The 16475-nt window shown below is 44.8% G+C and carries 15 protein-coding genes; 11 read left to right on the top strand and 4 right to left on the bottom strand.

All coding sequences use genetic code 11. The features are described 5' to 3' along the window. Positions 1-2: 2 nt before the first annotated feature. From ACR65H_RS10000 to ACR65H_RS09985, 4 genes are all read left to right on the top strand, one after another. Positions 3-1508, top strand: coding sequence for a class I adenylate-forming enzyme family protein (locus tag ACR65H_RS10000; RefSeq protein WP_440500053.1), 1506 nt, complete (start codon positions 3-5; stop codon positions 1506-1508). Then, positions 1505-3175, top strand: a complete 1671-nt coding sequence (locus tag ACR65H_RS09995) for an acyl-CoA dehydrogenase family protein (protein ID WP_440500051.1) — start codon at positions 1505-1507, stop codon at positions 3173-3175. The genes ACR65H_RS10000 and ACR65H_RS09995 overlap by 4 nt, the downstream gene beginning before the upstream one ends. A gap of 232 nt (positions 3176-3407) precedes the next feature. Further along, positions 3408-3629, top strand: coding sequence for a hypothetical protein (locus ACR65H_RS09990; RefSeq protein WP_224654390.1), 222 nt, complete (start codon positions 3408-3410; stop codon positions 3627-3629). A 162-nt stretch (positions 3630-3791) separates the two neighbouring features. Then, positions 3792-5201 carry a tetratricopeptide repeat-containing diguanylate cyclase gene (locus ACR65H_RS09985; RefSeq protein WP_440500050.1) on the top strand — a complete coding sequence of 470 codons (1410 nt, stop codon included), beginning with the start codon at positions 3792-3794 and terminating at the stop codon, positions 5199-5201. Positions 5202-5605: 404 nt separating this feature from the next. On the opposite strand, the gene ACR65H_RS09980 is transcribed toward ACR65H_RS09985, so the two are convergent. Further along, positions 5606-5833, bottom strand: coding sequence for a hypothetical protein (locus ACR65H_RS09980; RefSeq protein WP_440500049.1), 228 nt, complete (start codon positions 5831-5833; stop codon positions 5606-5608). Between the two features lie 129 nt (positions 5834-5962). On the opposite strand from ACR65H_RS09980, the gene ACR65H_RS09975 reads away from it, so the two are divergent. The 6 genes from ACR65H_RS09975 (at position 5963) to ACR65H_RS09950 (ending at position 12457) form a co-directional block, all read left to right on the top strand. After that, positions 5963-7564, top strand: a complete 1602-nt coding sequence (locus tag ACR65H_RS09975; RefSeq protein WP_440500048.1) for an ATP-binding protein — start codon at positions 5963-5965, stop codon at positions 7562-7564. Then, positions 7565-8251 carry a response regulator gene (locus tag ACR65H_RS09970; protein ID WP_440500047.1) on the top strand — a complete coding sequence of 229 codons (687 nt, stop codon included), beginning with the start codon at positions 7565-7567 and terminating at the stop codon, positions 8249-8251. A gap of 143 nt (positions 8252-8394) precedes the next feature. Beyond that, positions 8395-9411 (top strand): Bug family tripartite tricarboxylate transporter substrate binding protein, encoded by a 1017-nt coding sequence (locus ACR65H_RS09965; RefSeq protein ID WP_440500046.1) that lies wholly within the window; start codon positions 8395-8397, stop codon positions 9409-9411. A gap of 174 nt (positions 9412-9585) precedes the next feature. After that, a complete protein-coding gene (locus ACR65H_RS09960; protein WP_440500045.1) occupies positions 9586-10035 on the top strand; it encodes a tripartite tricarboxylate transporter TctB family protein in 450 nt (149 codons plus the stop codon). Between the two features lie 18 nt (positions 10036-10053). Further along, entirely contained in the window at positions 10054-11580 is a 1527-nt protein-coding gene (locus tag ACR65H_RS09955) for a tripartite tricarboxylate transporter permease (RefSeq protein ID WP_440500044.1), read from the top strand. A 97-nt stretch (positions 11581-11677) separates the two neighbouring features. Next, entirely contained in the window at positions 11678-12457 is a 780-nt protein-coding gene (locus ACR65H_RS09950) for an SDR family NAD(P)-dependent oxidoreductase (RefSeq protein WP_440500043.1), read from the top strand. Between the two features lie 262 nt (positions 12458-12719). Here ACR65H_RS09950 and ACR65H_RS09945 read toward each other — a convergent pair whose 3' ends face one another. Both ACR65H_RS09945 and ACR65H_RS09940 read right to left on the bottom strand, forming a co-directional pair. Beyond that, positions 12720-13709, bottom strand: coding sequence for an ornithine cyclodeaminase family protein (locus ACR65H_RS09945; protein ID WP_440500042.1), 990 nt, complete (start codon positions 13707-13709; stop codon positions 12720-12722). 21 nt (positions 13710-13730) lie between these two features. Beyond that, on the bottom strand, positions 13731-15008 hold the full coding sequence (locus ACR65H_RS09940) for an MFS transporter (RefSeq protein ID WP_440500041.1): 1278 nt from the start codon (positions 15006-15008) through the stop codon (positions 13731-13733). A gap of 160 nt (positions 15009-15168) precedes the next feature. Here ACR65H_RS09940 and ACR65H_RS09935 point away from each other — a divergent pair, with 160 nt between their 5' ends. Then, positions 15169-15711 (top strand): helix-turn-helix domain-containing protein, encoded by a 543-nt coding sequence (locus ACR65H_RS09935; RefSeq protein ID WP_440500040.1) that lies wholly within the window; start codon positions 15169-15171, stop codon positions 15709-15711. A gap of 26 nt (positions 15712-15737) precedes the next feature. Here the strand turns inward: ACR65H_RS09935 and ACR65H_RS09930 are convergent, their stop codons facing one another. Continuing rightward, complete coding sequence (locus ACR65H_RS09930; RefSeq protein WP_440500039.1) at positions 15738-16445, bottom strand: YitT family protein; 708 nt, start codon at positions 16443-16445, stop codon at positions 15738-15740. Positions 16446-16475 lie beyond the last annotated feature (30 nt).

Here is a 16475-nt window from a genome sequence, read left to right as displayed (position 1 = left end):
GGATGAACAGTTCACGGTTGTTGGAGAGGAATGCAAGAAAGTATCCAGAAACGGAAGCAGTCGTCAGCATGGGGAAGCGGACGACCTACAAGGAACTGGACGTAAGGGTCAACCGGTTCGGACATGCGCTTTTGAATGAAGGCATCCGAAAGGGTTCAAAAGTGGCATTGTTTTTGCCGAATGTAGAGGAATTCATCGTTGCCTATTTCGCAGTTCAGCGAATTGGCGCAATCGTCGTTCCAATCAACGTTAAACTGACGACGGAAGAATTGGCTTATGTACTTAACCATTCAGATGCTGAAGCGATCATTGCGCATGAATTGCTATTTGAAACTGTGAAAACATTGCAATCTCCTTCTATCTTAATTAAGACAGGAGAAGCGTTTGCAAACTGGAAAAGCTTCGAATTGCTCATCCAAAAAGCAGATGACAAACCAATTCCATGCAATTTGAAGGAAGACGATGAATCGACTATTCTTTACACATCCGGAACGACCGGAAATCCAAAAGGAGTGCTGTTCAGCTATCGCAACATCCTGACCGTCGCATCAATGATTGCGGTCGAAATGGAATTCAAGCCGGAAAGCCGCGTCCTCCTCATGATGCCGCTCAGTCATTCAGCGCCGCTTCATCTATTCATGATGGCAGGCATGTATGTTGGTTCGTCGCTCGTCCTTACTCCGACATTCACGCCCGACCTCTTAATAGAAACTGTGGAAAAAGAGAAGACGACACATTTCTTCGGTGCCCCTGTCGCGTATTTGCTAACAGCAGGACACCCACAATTAAAGGACGCCGATCTGTCCTCGATGAAATGGTGGATTTACGGTGGGGCGCCGCTATCATCCAATGAAGTGAACATGGTGAAAACCGCTTTCCGGACAGATGATCTCGTATGTGTGTACGGGCTGACAGAAGCAGGTCCGAGCGGCTCATTGCTGCTTGCAGATGAACATGTAGAGAAAGCAGGCAGTGTCGGTCGACGTGCTCCGTTGCATACAGAGCTACGGATCGTGAATGAAGATGGAGATGACGTACCACAAGGGGAAATCGGCGAAATTGTCCTTTTCGGCGAAGGGAATATGATGGGCTATTATAAAAACGAGGAAGCGACGAAGGAAGCATTCGTCGGACAGTGGCTTAAGACAGGGGACTTGGCGAAGTTCGATGAGGATGGCTATATATGGATTGTCGATCGGAAAAAGGACTTGATCATTTCTGGCGGCGTTAACATTTATCCGAAGGAGATTGAGGAGACGATACTGAGCTATCCGGGCATCCGCGAAGTTGCGGTCATTGGCGTTCCTCATCCTGAATGGGGCGAGACGGTAAAAGCAGTGTTCGCTGCAGCGAATCCGGTCGATAGCGGGGAATTAAAAGCATTCCTTCAAGAGCATCTCGCGAAGTATAAAGTACCGCGTCTATATGAACAAGTTGATGCGTTGCCACGGAACGCCTCCGGAAAAATTTTAAAGCAACCATTGCGAGAAGGGATGACAGTCCAATGAAAGTCGTGCAGGAAGCGGAAACCTTCAAGACCGATAACTTCTACGAAGGCGATGATACACTCCGATTGATTTTGGAGGAGCATTTGGAAGACCCATTCCTTGAGTACGCGAAACGTGAGCTATCCCTTTTCGGTGAGCATTGTGCAAATGAAATCGACGAGCGCGCAAAGCATACAGACCGGGAAGGGGAGCCGCGCCTCATCCGGTACGACAAATTCGGTGAGGAAGTTTCCGATGTTTGGGTGAATGAAGGATATCGCAAAACTGTCCAAGAAACGTATGATACCGGAATTGTCGGTTACGTCCATAAGGAAATTCCGGAGCTTGGCCAAAAGGGGAATTACACGTATAGCTTCGCGCAAGGCTATTTGCTGTCGCATGCGGAGCCTGGATTTTATTGCCCCGTCACGCTGACAATGGCGACCGCCTATTTGCTCGATCATTATGCGGATGAACAAGTGAAAAATCTATTTCTCGGCAATGTTTGCTCGACGGGTGAAGTTCCATTGTACGAAGGGGCGACGTTTCTGACGGAGCGCCAAGGAGGATCGGACGTTGGGGCGAACGTCGTGAAGGCAGTGAAGGAAGGCGATCAGTACCGTCTCTACGGAGAGAAATACTTCGCCTCGAACGCTGGCATGGCGGGAGTCGCGATGGTCCTTGCGAGAATCGAAGGTGCGCAAGTTGGATCACGCGGATTGACATTGTTCGCGGTTCCGTGGAAAGGCGAAGACGGCAAACCGAACGGACTGCGCATCCGCCGTTTGAAAGACAAACTCGGCGTGCGGGCCGTCCCTTCCGGGGAAGTCGAATTCGACGGTGCGCTTGCTTACGTTGTCGGCGATCCGGCAAAAGGCTTCTATTATATGATGGAAGCCCTCAATCTTTCACGCATATGCAACGCGGTCGCCTCCATTGGCATTATGAGGCGCGCCCTGCTGGAATCAAAAGCGTACGCGACCCGTCGGAATGCGTTTGGCAAGAGGCTCACAGACTATCCGATGGTGCAGGACACGCTCGGGAAGATGGCGGCGAGGCTCCATGTAGAAGTGGCAACCGTCTTTGATTTCATTACATTATATGAACGTGTCACGGAAGGCGATGCGTCCGACCGCGAAAAGATCCTCAACAGGCTTTTCATCGCGCTTATGAAAAAGGAGACGGCTGAGCAAGCAATCCACTTTTCGCATGAAGCAATTGAAATGCATGGCGGCAATGGATATATCGAAGATTTCGTTACGCCACGCCTGCTTCGTGATGCGCAAGTGCTCACCGTATGGGAAGGCACCGCCAATATTTTAGGATTGGAGCTCATCCGCCTCGTCAATAAATTTGAAGCCCATAAACTGTTCATAGACGAACTGTGCAACCGTCTCACCGCTCTACAAGACAGTAAGATGAAAAAAGCTGTATCGGTTGAAGTGAATTCATTATCGGCTGACCTAATCGCATTTGCCGGCGTTGAAAATGCGCTTCAAACTTTCGAGGCAAAAGGGTTAATGAAAAGGATGGCACACCTTTATGAAAGTGTCGTCGCTCTTGAATGGGCAATGAAATATGGCGGGAAATTTGAGAAATTAGCGGAAATATATATAGAAGAAACTTGGTCTTTGCGGAAAGTTGGAGATGAAATGAAGACTGTCGCTTATTTTGACCAAATCATGTAGAGGATAGGAGCCGGCTAGAATGCCGGCTCCTTTCTTCTATTTATGCACGTTGCGAAAAATGAATGTTTCCCTAAGTTCCCCCAGCATTTGACAATAAAATCTGTCGATGCACATTGATTCATTTTATATACTGGCGATTTTGCTAGTTGAATAGCATATTTTATCAATAAATTTGAATTTTCTATTCCTTCTAATCATCGTATAGTAGTAGAAAGGATACGAACTTGGGGGAGTGAGTGCAATTAAAAAGTTAGTTGCAATACTTTTGGCAATCACCGTCGTAGCAAGCAGCGCCGCTATATTTGCAGGCGTTGAACCGGCATTGAATCTTCTCGCTTCGATTGAAAAGGAATACGAGAATCATTTATTTCAGACTGAAACCAATTTGCTGGACGTAGCGGAAACGCCTAGACAAGGAATTACCAATGCATTGAACGGACAAGCTAGTAAATAGGGGGAAATGTTATATAAAAAGGAGCTTGCTTTAGAAAGCTCCATACATAAATATTCTATAATAAAGTTCCACAATAACCCAATGTATGTTACTATAGAATCATGTATTAAAAAGTCTGTTGTAGTTATATTGAACTATATACGTTGAATAGGAGTTGTGGGCATGGAGAAGGAAGATTTGATTTCATTGCAACGTAATGTCCTGAAGCTACGGGTGGAAGGAAAATACGAAGAGACAATTGAAGCTTGTTTTCAACTATTGGAAGCCGGTATAAAGTTGAATGACCCAAAATCCATTTTAACTGCCCATATAAACAATGCCGCATCTTTTTATTGCATCGGCGCAATCGAAGAGGCTTTTCATAGTATCGATGCCTATATTGAATACTGCGCGGACAATGGCGATGAAGATGATCGACTGAATGGATGCAATGTCCTGTTCCTGCTTTATGAATATAATAAAGACTATCAGAAAGCGAAGGAAACATTAGAACGAGCCATTGAGTTAGGCAAAGAGCTCAAACACTTTAATATCGTCAGCAATGCTTATAGCAATTATAGTATGATTCTCGCCATTGAAAAGGATTTTGAAGGTGCCCACATAATGGCGACAAAAGGATTGGCGATGGCAAAGCTGCATGAACCACAAACACCGATATTGGAATTTCGGGTGAAATTAAATATTGCCAATGCACTAATTGGTTTAGAGAAAATGGTAGAGGCTGAACAGCTTGTAAATGAGATGGTGAATGACCCGATTTTGGAATCTTTCATTCGTGAAAAGACGCAAGTCCACGATTTGTACGGACGCTTTTTCATGCAGAAAAAGATGTATCCTGAAGCATTGCAAGCATACGACAAGGCGAAAGAGCTTGCAGAAAGTTATAATGATAGGAATTTGCTGAAAGGCATTTTAGAAAAGAGATGCAAGCTTTGTGATCTTATGGGGGATATGCAACGTGGATATAAAGCCCAACAAGCATACATTGATTTATTAAGCGATCTGCGACAGCACGAAATTACGATGGCCGCCGTGAAATTAGGGGTGAAACATCGAATTGCAACAATCGAACGTCAAGCCAACACCGATTTCCTTACGGGTCTGTACAATCGGAGCTACATGGAGACGACGACGGACAAATGGCTTGCCGAAGCTGCTCGGACAAGCGAAAGCATCGTTTGTATCGCTCTCGATCTTGACAACTTAAAAAGCTTGAATGACACATACGGTCATATTTTTGGCGATAAAATCATAAAGAAAATCGGTCAAGCATGTTCCAGCCAAATTAGGAGCGGTGACTTAATGGGCCGGTTCGGTGGAGATGAATTCGCTATTATTTTGCGAGATCTTTCTATTGAAGAAGCATACTATAAAGCAGAGAAACTACTTGAGGCCGTCCGTTCAATCAAAATTGAAAAAGACGGCATTTACATTTCATTAACAGCAAGTGTCGGTCTTGCTGATAATGCAAACGGTAACATTCAAACATTCACCGAACTGTTCCACCAAGCGGACGTCGCGCTCTATCAAGCGAAAGAGGACGGGAAAAACCGTATATGCATATTGAATTGAAGGAAGAGGCGAATTGTTGCCTCTTTTTTTGTATCGCTTATAGCAGATTGACAGACGAAATTAGAACCTAACTACATTCCAAGCGCCAAAGGCTTATTTGAAAAAGTCCGGAATGAATAATAACGTAATTAACGTAAATTCACAAGGACTCCATTAAATTCACCAGGACTCAATTAAACACGCAAGGGCTCCATTATTTGTTCAAGGGCTCAATTAATCGCGCAAGGGCTCCAATATTTGTTCAAGGGCTCAATTAATCGCGCAAGGGCTCCATTAATCGCACCAGGGCTCCATTAAATTCACAAGGGCTCCATTAATCGCGCAAGGGCTCCATTAAATTCACCAGGGTTCCATTTCTCACACAAAGACTCCCTTTACATCAAAAAGCAATCCCAGTACATTCACTAGGACTGCTTTTTCTTATTATTTACCCGAAAATACTCCGAAACCTGTACGACCCTCACGTTGCCAGTGTGAAGCTCATGATAGATTCCCCGACTATCACAGAATGATATGTATTGATCCCGTTCCGATTTCACAAGCTGTTCGGCACTTTCCATGGAATCGGTGTGGATGAAGCGCCGTATGTAATGTTCCTCATCAAAAAAATAGGTGATTTTGAATTCACGCATCGCAGTACTCTCCTTCCATTAATGAACAGATTGCCCTTACCTCATTAAGTCTATTCCTTCATTATTGCCAATAGTGTAACATAGAAAGAAATAGTTTTTGGCAGGAACTAACTACTTTAAGATAGAGAGATGAGTCGCATGAAACCGATGTCCTTGCAATCACGCATATTTTCATATGGAGCCTTGTTCGTTTCCCTCATAGCGATCATTATCGGCATTTCGTTCTACTTTACGATGTCGAACGGGATTGAGAAACAGATTGGAGTCCGCGCGCTAAGTATCGCCAAAACGACGGCGGCTCGGCCGGATGTCATTGCGGCATTCGAAGAGGACGATCCATCTAAGTTGCTGCAACCGATCGCCGAAGCTGTCCGACTGCAAACCGAAGCTGAATATGTCGTCATCGGAAATAGTGAAGGCATCCGGTATGCCCACCCTGTTGTCGAGCGGATTGGCCAAAAAATGGTCGGTGACGATAACGAACGCGCGCTTGAATTCGGGGAGTCCTATGTTTCAAAGGCGACTGGGACTCTTGGTCCTGCACTACGAGGGAAAACGCCTGTCTTCAATGAACAAGGCGATATTGTCGGGGTCGTTTCTGTCGGTTATTTGAATGAAGATATTTCTTCCATTTTCTTTCAATATATTGATAATATTTCATACATCGTGCTTATCGCTATCATTCTCGGAATCATTGGTTCAAGTGTCCTGGCACGTAATATTAAAAGAGAGCTATTTGATTTGGAACCTGTCGAAATCGCGAATTTATTCACCGAACGGAATGCACTTATCGAATCTGTGCGTGAAGGTATCATCATGGTCGATGCGAAAGGAGTTATTACAACAGTGAATGCAGCTGCCTATGACACGCTTTCAATTCCGGGTCAAACAGAACTGGTCGGACGGACAATCCAAGAAATACTCCCAAACACATTATTGCCGAAAGTGCTTGAAACGGGGGAGCGGCATCTCGATCGGCCGATGGAAATCCACGGGAAGAAAGTCATCGTCAACCGTGTCCCGATTCATGCGGACGACCGGATCATCGGTGCAGTATCGACGTTCCGCCTTCAATCGGAAATCGACCAGCTCTCTATGGAATTATCGCAAGTGAAACGGTATACGGAAGCACTTCGTGCGCAGACGCATGAATATAATAATTTTCTTTATACGATTTCAGGGCTTATCCAATTACATTCCTATGACGAGGCACTCAGCCTGATTCATGACGAAACAGCCGAGCACCAATCTCTCATCCAGTTTGTCACGAAGCGATTGCAGGATCCTTTCCTTGGCGGAATTGTCATCGGCTTCTTCAATCGTGCGCGGGAATTGAAAGTCCGTTTCCTAATCGATGAAGATAGCTTCCTGAAAGAGTTGCCGTCCCATTTGGAGAAGACCCATTTTGTCTCCATCATCGGGAATTTGGTGACGAATGCATTTGAAGCAGTTGAAATGAATCCAGAGGTGAAACGGATGGTCCGCCTTTTCATTTTGGATAACGGAAGAGAGATTTTGTTCGAAGTGGAGGATTCAGGCAGAGGAATTGCAAATGAAGTATTGGATGATTTATTCCGTGAAAAAGTGTCGACGAAAGATGTGGAAGACCGAGGCTATGGGCTTTTAAAAGTCGCGGAAAACGTTGAAGATCTAGGCGGCTCCATTACAGTAGAAAAAGGAGATTTAGGTGGTGCGCTGTTCATCATCTCTATTCCGAAAGGGGGGAATTAAATGAGACCGATTGAAATTCTTATTATTGAAGATGATAAACGGATTGCCGATATTCATCATCGATTCATCGACAAAATTGAAGGTTTCACCGTTGTTGGAGCCGCTCACACTGGCGAGGAAGCAAAGGATTGGGTGCAGGCACTGTCGCCCGATCTTGTATTGCTCGATGTTTATTTGCCTGATGCACTCGGAACGGAAATCATGGGCTTCATCCATGAAAATAGCCCTGAAACAGATATCATCTTCATAACGGCAGCAGCCGAAGTCGATATTGTAAAAAAAGCGTACCGCAGGGGGGTAGCCGATTATATATTGAAGCCGCTCACATTCGATCGTTTCAAGGAAAGCCTTCTTTCCTACAAAGCGAAACATGAAAAGCTGGCAGCTGCTGGGGTTATGAAGGAGGATTCCATCCAGTTCTTATGGAATAAAACAAATGTACCGTCAGCTGAAAACCTAGATTCCCTCCCGCCGAAAGGGATTGATCCGATAACAAAAGAGAAAGTCGTCAGCCATATGAAACAGATTGAAGGTGGGATTACTGCAGAAACGCTCGGTGTAGATATCGGTGTCAGCCGTTCAACGGCCAGGCGTTATTTGGAGTATCTCGTCTCAGAAAAACAAGCACATACCGAACTTATTTACGGTTCAGTCGGACGGCCTGAAAGAAGGTATTTCATTCACTAACGGTGTGAACATTATGAACAAAATGACGTTTACACCCATTATTCAACTTATGACCGTAAACATTGAAAACAACCAACCTTCTGATAAATTGATGATAGCGTATGAAAGCGCTGTCATCATTTTTTAATTCAAAAGGGGGATACATGATTATGTGGAAGAAACTTACGACAGTTGCTTTGACTGGGGTATTGGCGTTCAGCCTTGCAGCATGTTCAAAGAATGATGGGGCAAAGGGGAGCTCCTCGGATTATCCAAAAAATAATATCACGATTGTTGCACCATCCGGAGCAGGCGGCGGATGGGATTTGACAGCACGTGCCATTGCGAAAACGATGAATGACACGAAATTGATCGAAAAACCGATTACAGTTGAGAATAAGCCAGGTGGCGGAGGCGCCGTTTACATGGCGGAGTTTGCAACGAAAGAAGTAAAGAATGATTACGCGTTATTGGTAAAATCTCCACCACTTCTCATCAATAACAATAAAGCGGAAGGGAACAGCCCTTACGGTTATAAAGATACAACGCCATTGGCGCAGTTGACGCGTGATTACGGCGCAATCGTTGTAAAAGCGGATTCGGAATTCCAAACGTTGAAGGATGTTTTGGAAGCGATTAAGAGTGATGCAACTTCAGTTACATTTGCCGGCGGATCCGCCCCTGGTTCTATGGACCATTTAGTTGGAATCTTGCCTGCTTTCGAATATGGCATCGACCCGAAAACTGTTAAATATGTATCTTATGATGGTGGTGGAGAAGCTGTAGCGGCGTTGTTAGGTAACAATGCGGATGTCATTGCAACGGATGCATCGACAATCGGGCAGTATGTGAAATCCGGTGATGTCCGTGTCCTTGCTGTTAGTTCAACCGAGCGTCTTGGCGGGGAATTAGCTGAAGTGCCGACATTTAAAGAAGAAGGTATTGACGCAGAGTTCACAATTTGGCGCGGACTTTTCGGACCGAAGGAAATGTCCGATGCAGCTGTCGATTACTGGTCTGTAAAGCTGAAAGAAATGGTTGAAACGGATGAGTGGAAAGCGGAGCTTGAGCGAAATGGCTGGGAAAGCGAATACCGTAGCTCTGAAGATTTCACGAAGTACTTGGAAGACCAAGACAAAGTTATTGTGGAGCTTCTGACAGCACTTGGCATGCAAAAATAAGGCGTATGGGCGGCTTGAACGGCCGCCTTTTCAATCTAGCTTCTGGCGCCAGAGACTCGGGGTCATAAGTCAAAGCTGTTCTGTGGCAAAAAGCGCCACGCCACATCTTTGCCTTATGCCTGTCGTCTCTATGCAGGCGCCATCCGCTTTTTTTATAGGGAGGTGTTAAAGACTATGAGTAAAACATTCGATCGATATGCAAGTATCGCTTTTTTACTGATTGGTCTTTTATTTGTAATCGAAAGCATGAAGATTGCGAACAGCGCGTATGGGTCGACGGTTGGACCGAAAATCTTTCCGTTAGGACTTGGCATCATATTAATTCTTTTGAGTTTACGATTGTTATATGAAACATTCAAATACAAGACTGAAACGACGACTTCGGAAAAGCTTCAGTATAAAAAGTTCCTCATTATTCTCGTTAGTGCTGCTCTCTATGCATTTTTATTAGAGAAGATTGGTTACGTCATTTCAACATTCCTTTTTCTACTCATCGCTTTCCAGACGATGGAGCGCGGCAGAATCGTGCCGAGTCTCATTATCGCTACGGTATTTTCATTTGGCGTCTATTATTTCTTTGCGGAATTTCTTGGGGGCTCATTGCCCGGATTCCCTAGTTTTTAAGAAGAGAGGAGTCACAACATGAGCACATTACAATTTTTGGCCGACGGTTTCGCGACGGCATTCCAATGGCATAATCTATTATTCGCATTCATCGGAGTCGTCATCGGAACAGCTGTCGGCGTATTGCCCGGCATCGGTCCAATGAGTGGGGTGGCACTCCTTATTCCGGTCACTGCAACGATTACATCCGGGATGCCGACAAGTGCGGCGGCTGCGAGTTCCATCATTTTGCTTGCGGGTGTTTACTATGGTGCGATGTATGGGGGATCCACCACTTCGATTCTTTTGAACACGCCGGGTGAATCATCGTCTGTCGTCACGACGCTTGATGGTTATCAGATGGCAAGGCAAGGCAGGGCAGGGGCGGCATTGGCGATTGCTGCGATTGGATCGTTCTGTGCGGGAATCGTTTCCTTGATCGGCCTTGTTTTGCTAGCAGAACCGCTGTCCAATGTTGCTATCAAATTCGGTCCTGCAGAATATTTTTCATTGATGCTGTTAGGGTTAGCGGCCGTAAGCGGTCTCGCTGGAAAATCGATGACGAAAGCTTTAATGATGACTGTTTTTGGTTTAATGCTAGGAACAATCGGAATTGATGCTGTTTCGGGAATCGCCCGTTTTACGTACAACCAACCTATTTTGTATTCAGGATTAGAGTTTTTAACGATTGCCGTCGGGCTATTTGCTCTCGGCGAAGTGTTCAAGACGATTTTGGAAAGGGATAATGAAGGAGGAACGATTGCAAAAATCAACCGCATTCTTCCGACGAAGCAAGACATGAAAGACAGCTCTGTTCCGATTGTCCGCGGTTCCTTGCTCGGATTTTTCATTGGTGTCCTCCCTGGAGCAGGCGCGACGCTTGCCTCTTTCTTCTCCTATATGACAGAGAAGAAATTCAGCAAGAAACCTGAAACGTTCGGTAAAGGGAATATTGCAGGAGTTGCTGGACCGGAATCTGCTAATAATGCAGCTTCTGGCGGTGCGATGATTCCGTTGCTCACATTAGGGATTCCGGGATCCGGTACGACTGCAATTTTGATGGGCGCACTTATCATGTACAATATCCAGCCTGGTCCGCTCCTTTTTGATGAGCATCCTGAAGTGGCATGGGGACTTATTGCAAGTATGTTCATCGGTAACTTGATGTTGCTAATGTTGAATATGCCTCTCGTCCGTGTATTCGCGAAAGTTATTCAAACTCCAAAGAAGTACTTATTGCCGATCATTGTTGCCATTTCATTTTTCGGAGTGTATGCCGTGCAATATACGACCTTTGATTTGTATTTGCTGCTCGGATGCGGTGTACTAGGTTATTTCTTGACGAAAAACGATTACCCGGTCGCTCCACTAGTGTTAGCACTCGTGCTAGGACCGATGATTGAAAACAATATGCGTCGTGCACTGACGATTTCTAACGGCGACTTTAGTATTTTCGTTACGAAACCGTTGTCGCTTGTCTTCATCATTGCAGCTGCTGCATGGCTGTTAATTCCGTTACTGTTGAAGTTGAAAGGCAAATCGGTCATTGTCGAAGAAGAAGGGTAATAAATAAAACGGATTGCCTGGGAAATGGGCAATCCGTTTTTTGATAAGTATAATGGAAATAGTCAATTATTTTGTTATTCCGGGAAAGGGGATTATCATGGATTTAGGGTTAAAAGGAAAAGTCGCTCTCATCACGGGTTCAAGTCGAGGGATTGGATTAGAAACAGCTCTCTATTTAGTTAAAGAAGGCGCCGAGGTAACGATTTGTGCAAGAAATAAAGATCGATTGGAAGAGGCGGCAGCCTATATTCTAGAACAAACAGGCAAAGAAGTGTTCTTTGTGGAAGCGGATGTTACAAAAGAAGAGGATTGTGAAAAAATTGTTTCTGCTACAGTTGAAAAATATGGACGTTTAGATATTTTAGTGAATAACGCCGGGACTTCTCAAGCCCATCCATTTGATGAAGTAGGAACGGAACTTTGGCAGCAAGATCTTGACTTGAAACTATTCGGCGCTATCCGTTGTTCCCAAAATGCAATACCACATATGCGGCAAGTTGGCGGGGGTGCAATCCTCAACGTAACAGCTGTTAAAGGAAAGACACCTTCTGCGGCATCATTGCCAACTTCGGTCAGCAGGGCAGCAGGAATGGCTTTAACGAAAGCAATGAGTAAAGATCTTGGTCCAGACAATATCCGGGTGAATACGGTGTGTATTGGTTTGATTCGCAGCGAACAGATTGAAAAGAAGTGGAAAAAACAGAACCCGGAACTATCATGGGAAGAGTTTTCTAGCAAACAAAGTCAGATTCCATTAGGACGTATTGGAAATACGGATGAAGCCGCTAAAGTGATTACCTTCCTTGTGTCAGACGCCGCCTCTTATGTCACAGGTACATCAGTCAATATTGACGGAGGGATGGCAGGAGTTTTATAACATCCGTCTTTGTTTGAATCGCGTCCAAAACAAGCCTCCGCGCGTCCAAAGTGAGGCATCCCGCGTCCAAAGTGAAGCATCCCGCGACCAAAGAGAGGTATCTCGCGTCCAAAGCGAGTCGTCCCGCGTCCAAAGTGAGTCGTTCCGCGTCTAATGTGAGTCATCCCGCGTCCAAAGTGAGTCGTTCCGCGTCCAAAGCGAGTCATCTCGCGTCCAATAAAAACAGGAGAAGGAATTCATTTGAATTCCTTCTCCTGTTGTATTATATATCCACTTCAATTCCGATCCCAGCTTCCAACGCTTTCCGATATACACCCTGTGCCACAGCGAGATCAAAGTAGGCAGCTCCGACAGATTTGAAAAACGTAATTTCTTCATCGTCGGTTCTTCCTGAAGTTTGTCCAGTCACAACATCCATCAGTTCGCCATGCAAATCATCAAACGACCATCCAGGCTGCTCGTTTGCGTGAATCAATTCGCCGGCTTCCTCTTTGACACCTGCTTTGTCGTCGGTAACAATTTTGCCGCAGCGTTGAATGAACGTAAAATCCATTTCACGCATATGAGGCAAATAAGAGCCGACGCCATTGACATGTGTGCCAGGCTTCACATCATTTCCGTCAAATACCGGCGTATTCGAGCGGGTGCTGCAGCATATGATATCCGCTTGTTTGACTGCTTCGGAAACATTGTCCATAATTTCAATTTGAATCTTTGCATCAATACTGAAAGCGAGCAGCTTATCTTTGAACCGTTCTGCCTTAACTGTTGTCGGGTTGACGAGCAGCATTTTTGTAATCGGTCTAACTTCCAAAACGCCGAGAACTTGCTCAAATGCCATCGCACCAGTTCCAATGACAGTCAATACAGTCGCATCTTCTCGAGCAAGACGGTCGGTTGCGATTCCGCTAAGTGCTCCTGTCCGTAGCCTTGTTAAATACGAAGCGTTCATCATCGCGAGATGTTCACCGTTCTTCGCGTCTGTTACGAGAATGACTCCTTGTGTCGTCGGTTTTCCTGCAGCCGGATTTTCCGGGAAAATGGACACCGTTTTGATTGTAGCCGTTTCATTTACCAAATCCGCACCTGGCATGTACAGTACAGACGCGTTATGCTGCGGGAATTCGATGACGGTTCGATGAGGATTGGCGATTTTGTCATCCGCTTTTGCACGCAGAATCTGTTCGACGTCATATAGTGCCTCTTTCATCCCGTACGCTGTTTGAATCTCTTTTTCATTAATAATTAGCATGAAATCGCTCCTTCAATATTATTATTGATCGAGCGCTTCGTTTTTTCGGTCTTTCACAGCCCAAATAGCGATAAGGGATACGACCGCGGTGAAGATAATATAAAGCGCAACCGGAACATATGAATTGTTGAACTCAGCAAGCAGTGCAGTAGCGACAAGTGGTGCAGTCCCTCCAGCAAGGGCAGCTCCAATTTGATAGCCAAGCGAAATACCTGTATAGCGGACTTCCGCCGAGAAAATTTCAGAGAACATTGTGCCGAGCACTGCAGTAATTGGTGCCCAAATGATGCCGAGTCCGATGATTGTCGCAATAACGAGCAATGTGACAGATCCTTGTTTGATCAACCAAAAATATGGGAATGCATAAAGGATCATTCCAACCGCGCCCCATACATAAAGTGGTTTGCGTCCGACTTTATCTGAAAGTCTTCCCATGATCGGAATCAAAATCGTCGTGATAATTGTAGCGATCATGACGGCATTCAACGTCGCAGTCCTCGAATAGCCGAGATAGCTTGTCGCATAGGAAACAATGAACGTACCAAATATGTAGAATGGTGCCGTCTCGACAACTTTCGCCCCGATTGCAATCAACACTTCACGCCAATGCGTTTTAAATGTTGTGACGAGAGGGATTTTTGGGATTTCTCCACGCTCTTGGACTTCCTTGAATGAAGGTGTTTCATCGATTCCTTTACGAATCCATAATCCGAATAGGACGAGCAAAGCACTTAAGATGAACGGAACACGCCAGCCCCATGTCATGAACGAACCTTCTGGCAGCATTGTCATGATCGACAATGCAAATGTTCCAAGAACCATTCCGATTGTAACGCCCATTTGTGGGACAGATCCGAAAAGGCCTCTTTTTTCAGGAGGTGCATATTCGACTGCGAGTAAAAGTGCTCCACCCCATTCGCCGCCGATTCCTAAACCTTGAATAAGTCTAAGCGTAATTAACAAAATAGGCGCCCAAATGCCGATCGCCTGATAAGTAGGCAATAATCCCATTCCGAATGTAGCGATCCCCATTAGACTTAATGTCAAAACGAGCGTTTTCTTCCTTCCAATCCGGTCGCCGATATGACTGAAAATGATACCACCGAATGGCCGTATGAAAAAGGCGAGCGCAAATGATGCATACGCCAATAATAGACCAATTGTCGGGTCTTCATTGACAAAGAAGAGCTGATTGAAAACGAGCGCAGCGACTGTTCCGTATAGGAAGTAATCAAACCACTCAATCGAACTTCCGACGAGGCTTGCAACCAACACCCTGTTTAACTGTTTTTTCTCCACATTTTCTTCCCCCTTTGCTATAATTGAAGCATTACTTCAATTGAACGCTAAAAAAAATGAAAGCGCTTCACTGAAATATTGAAGTGTCACTTCAATTACATGTATGTCCATCATAGATTCACAATAATATTCTGTCAATAGGATTTTTAGGAGAATGCAAATGTCTGCAAATCATTTAGGAATAAAAATTAAAAAAATAAGAAAAGAGCGTGGCATGACACTGAAAATGCTTGCTGATCGAACAGGCTTTTCAATCAGCTTCCTTTCCCAGCTGGAAAGAGGGAAATCATCTGCGACGTTGGAGTCACTGAAAAAGATCTCAATTGCATTCGGTGTGAACCCAAGCTATTTTTTCGAGGAAGAAGAAACGGATAGCCGTCAATCGCTCATTATCGATCAACGGATGGATGCCCATCACATTTATTACAAAGATTTAGGGACGATGGTAACCGACCGTGATTTTGCACCACTATTAGTCGTTTTGAAGCCGGGGCAGACCGAAGGCAATCTTATTACGCATAGGGGACAAGAATTTCTGTATGTAATCGAGGGGACTCTAACCGTCCGTATCGAAGACGCGCTTTACGAATTAGGTCCGACAGAATCGCTCATGCTCGACTCCACCTGTCCGCATTATTGGTATAACTACACGGAAAGTGATGTAAAAATCCTCTGTGTATCATCGGAAATAAAAAATAAATGAGAAGCCGGAAGAGACGCAATCCGGCTTCATGCATATCTGTCACTTGCTTTGTCGAATGCAATAGTGTGTTTATTCGGTGTAGATACGAGTAGACTAATTGTCACGCCTACAAAGAACACGGTCGTATACGAAACGAATAGTTGTGTTGAAGATATGAGAATGCTTCCAATCGTAACGATCAGAATATCAAATGAGAAAATGACATATCCAGGGTTTAATTTCATGCGTCTTGCAAACATTTGAGCGAGTAAATCAGTTCCGCCTACACTAATTTCGTTGCGAAGCATCATCCCGACGCCTGCTCCAATAAAAATACCTCCAAGTGCAGCGCTTACAAGAGGGATAGTTAATACGCTCTTTCCGAAAATATGGATCGGGTACAGAAAATCTATCATTAATGAAGAAAATAGCAAACCGTGGATTCCATTATAAAAAAATGAACGATAAAAAAACCAAGCACCAATAAAGATGGGTATGTTCACTAACAGTAATGCCATGCCTACTTTTACATCACTCACATAATGAAAAATTAAACTAATGCCAAGAGCACCACCGTCCAATAATTCAAAAGGAACAAGAAATACATTCACACCGATCCCGACTAATAAGCTGCCAATTAAAATGATAATAGCTCTTTGAACGAAAATAAGGACCCCGCCTATTTCATGTTTTTTAGATGTATATGCTTGGACATTGCAAATCTTGATTCGAATCCATGAAAAAGCCGATTGCATCCAAATGGATGTAATCGGCTAGTAGTCATT

This window comes from Sporosarcina sp. SAFN-015, assembly GCF_059415085.1.
Note: the sequence above shows the minus strand (reverse complement) of the source record. Positions and strands in the feature narration are given on the sequence as shown.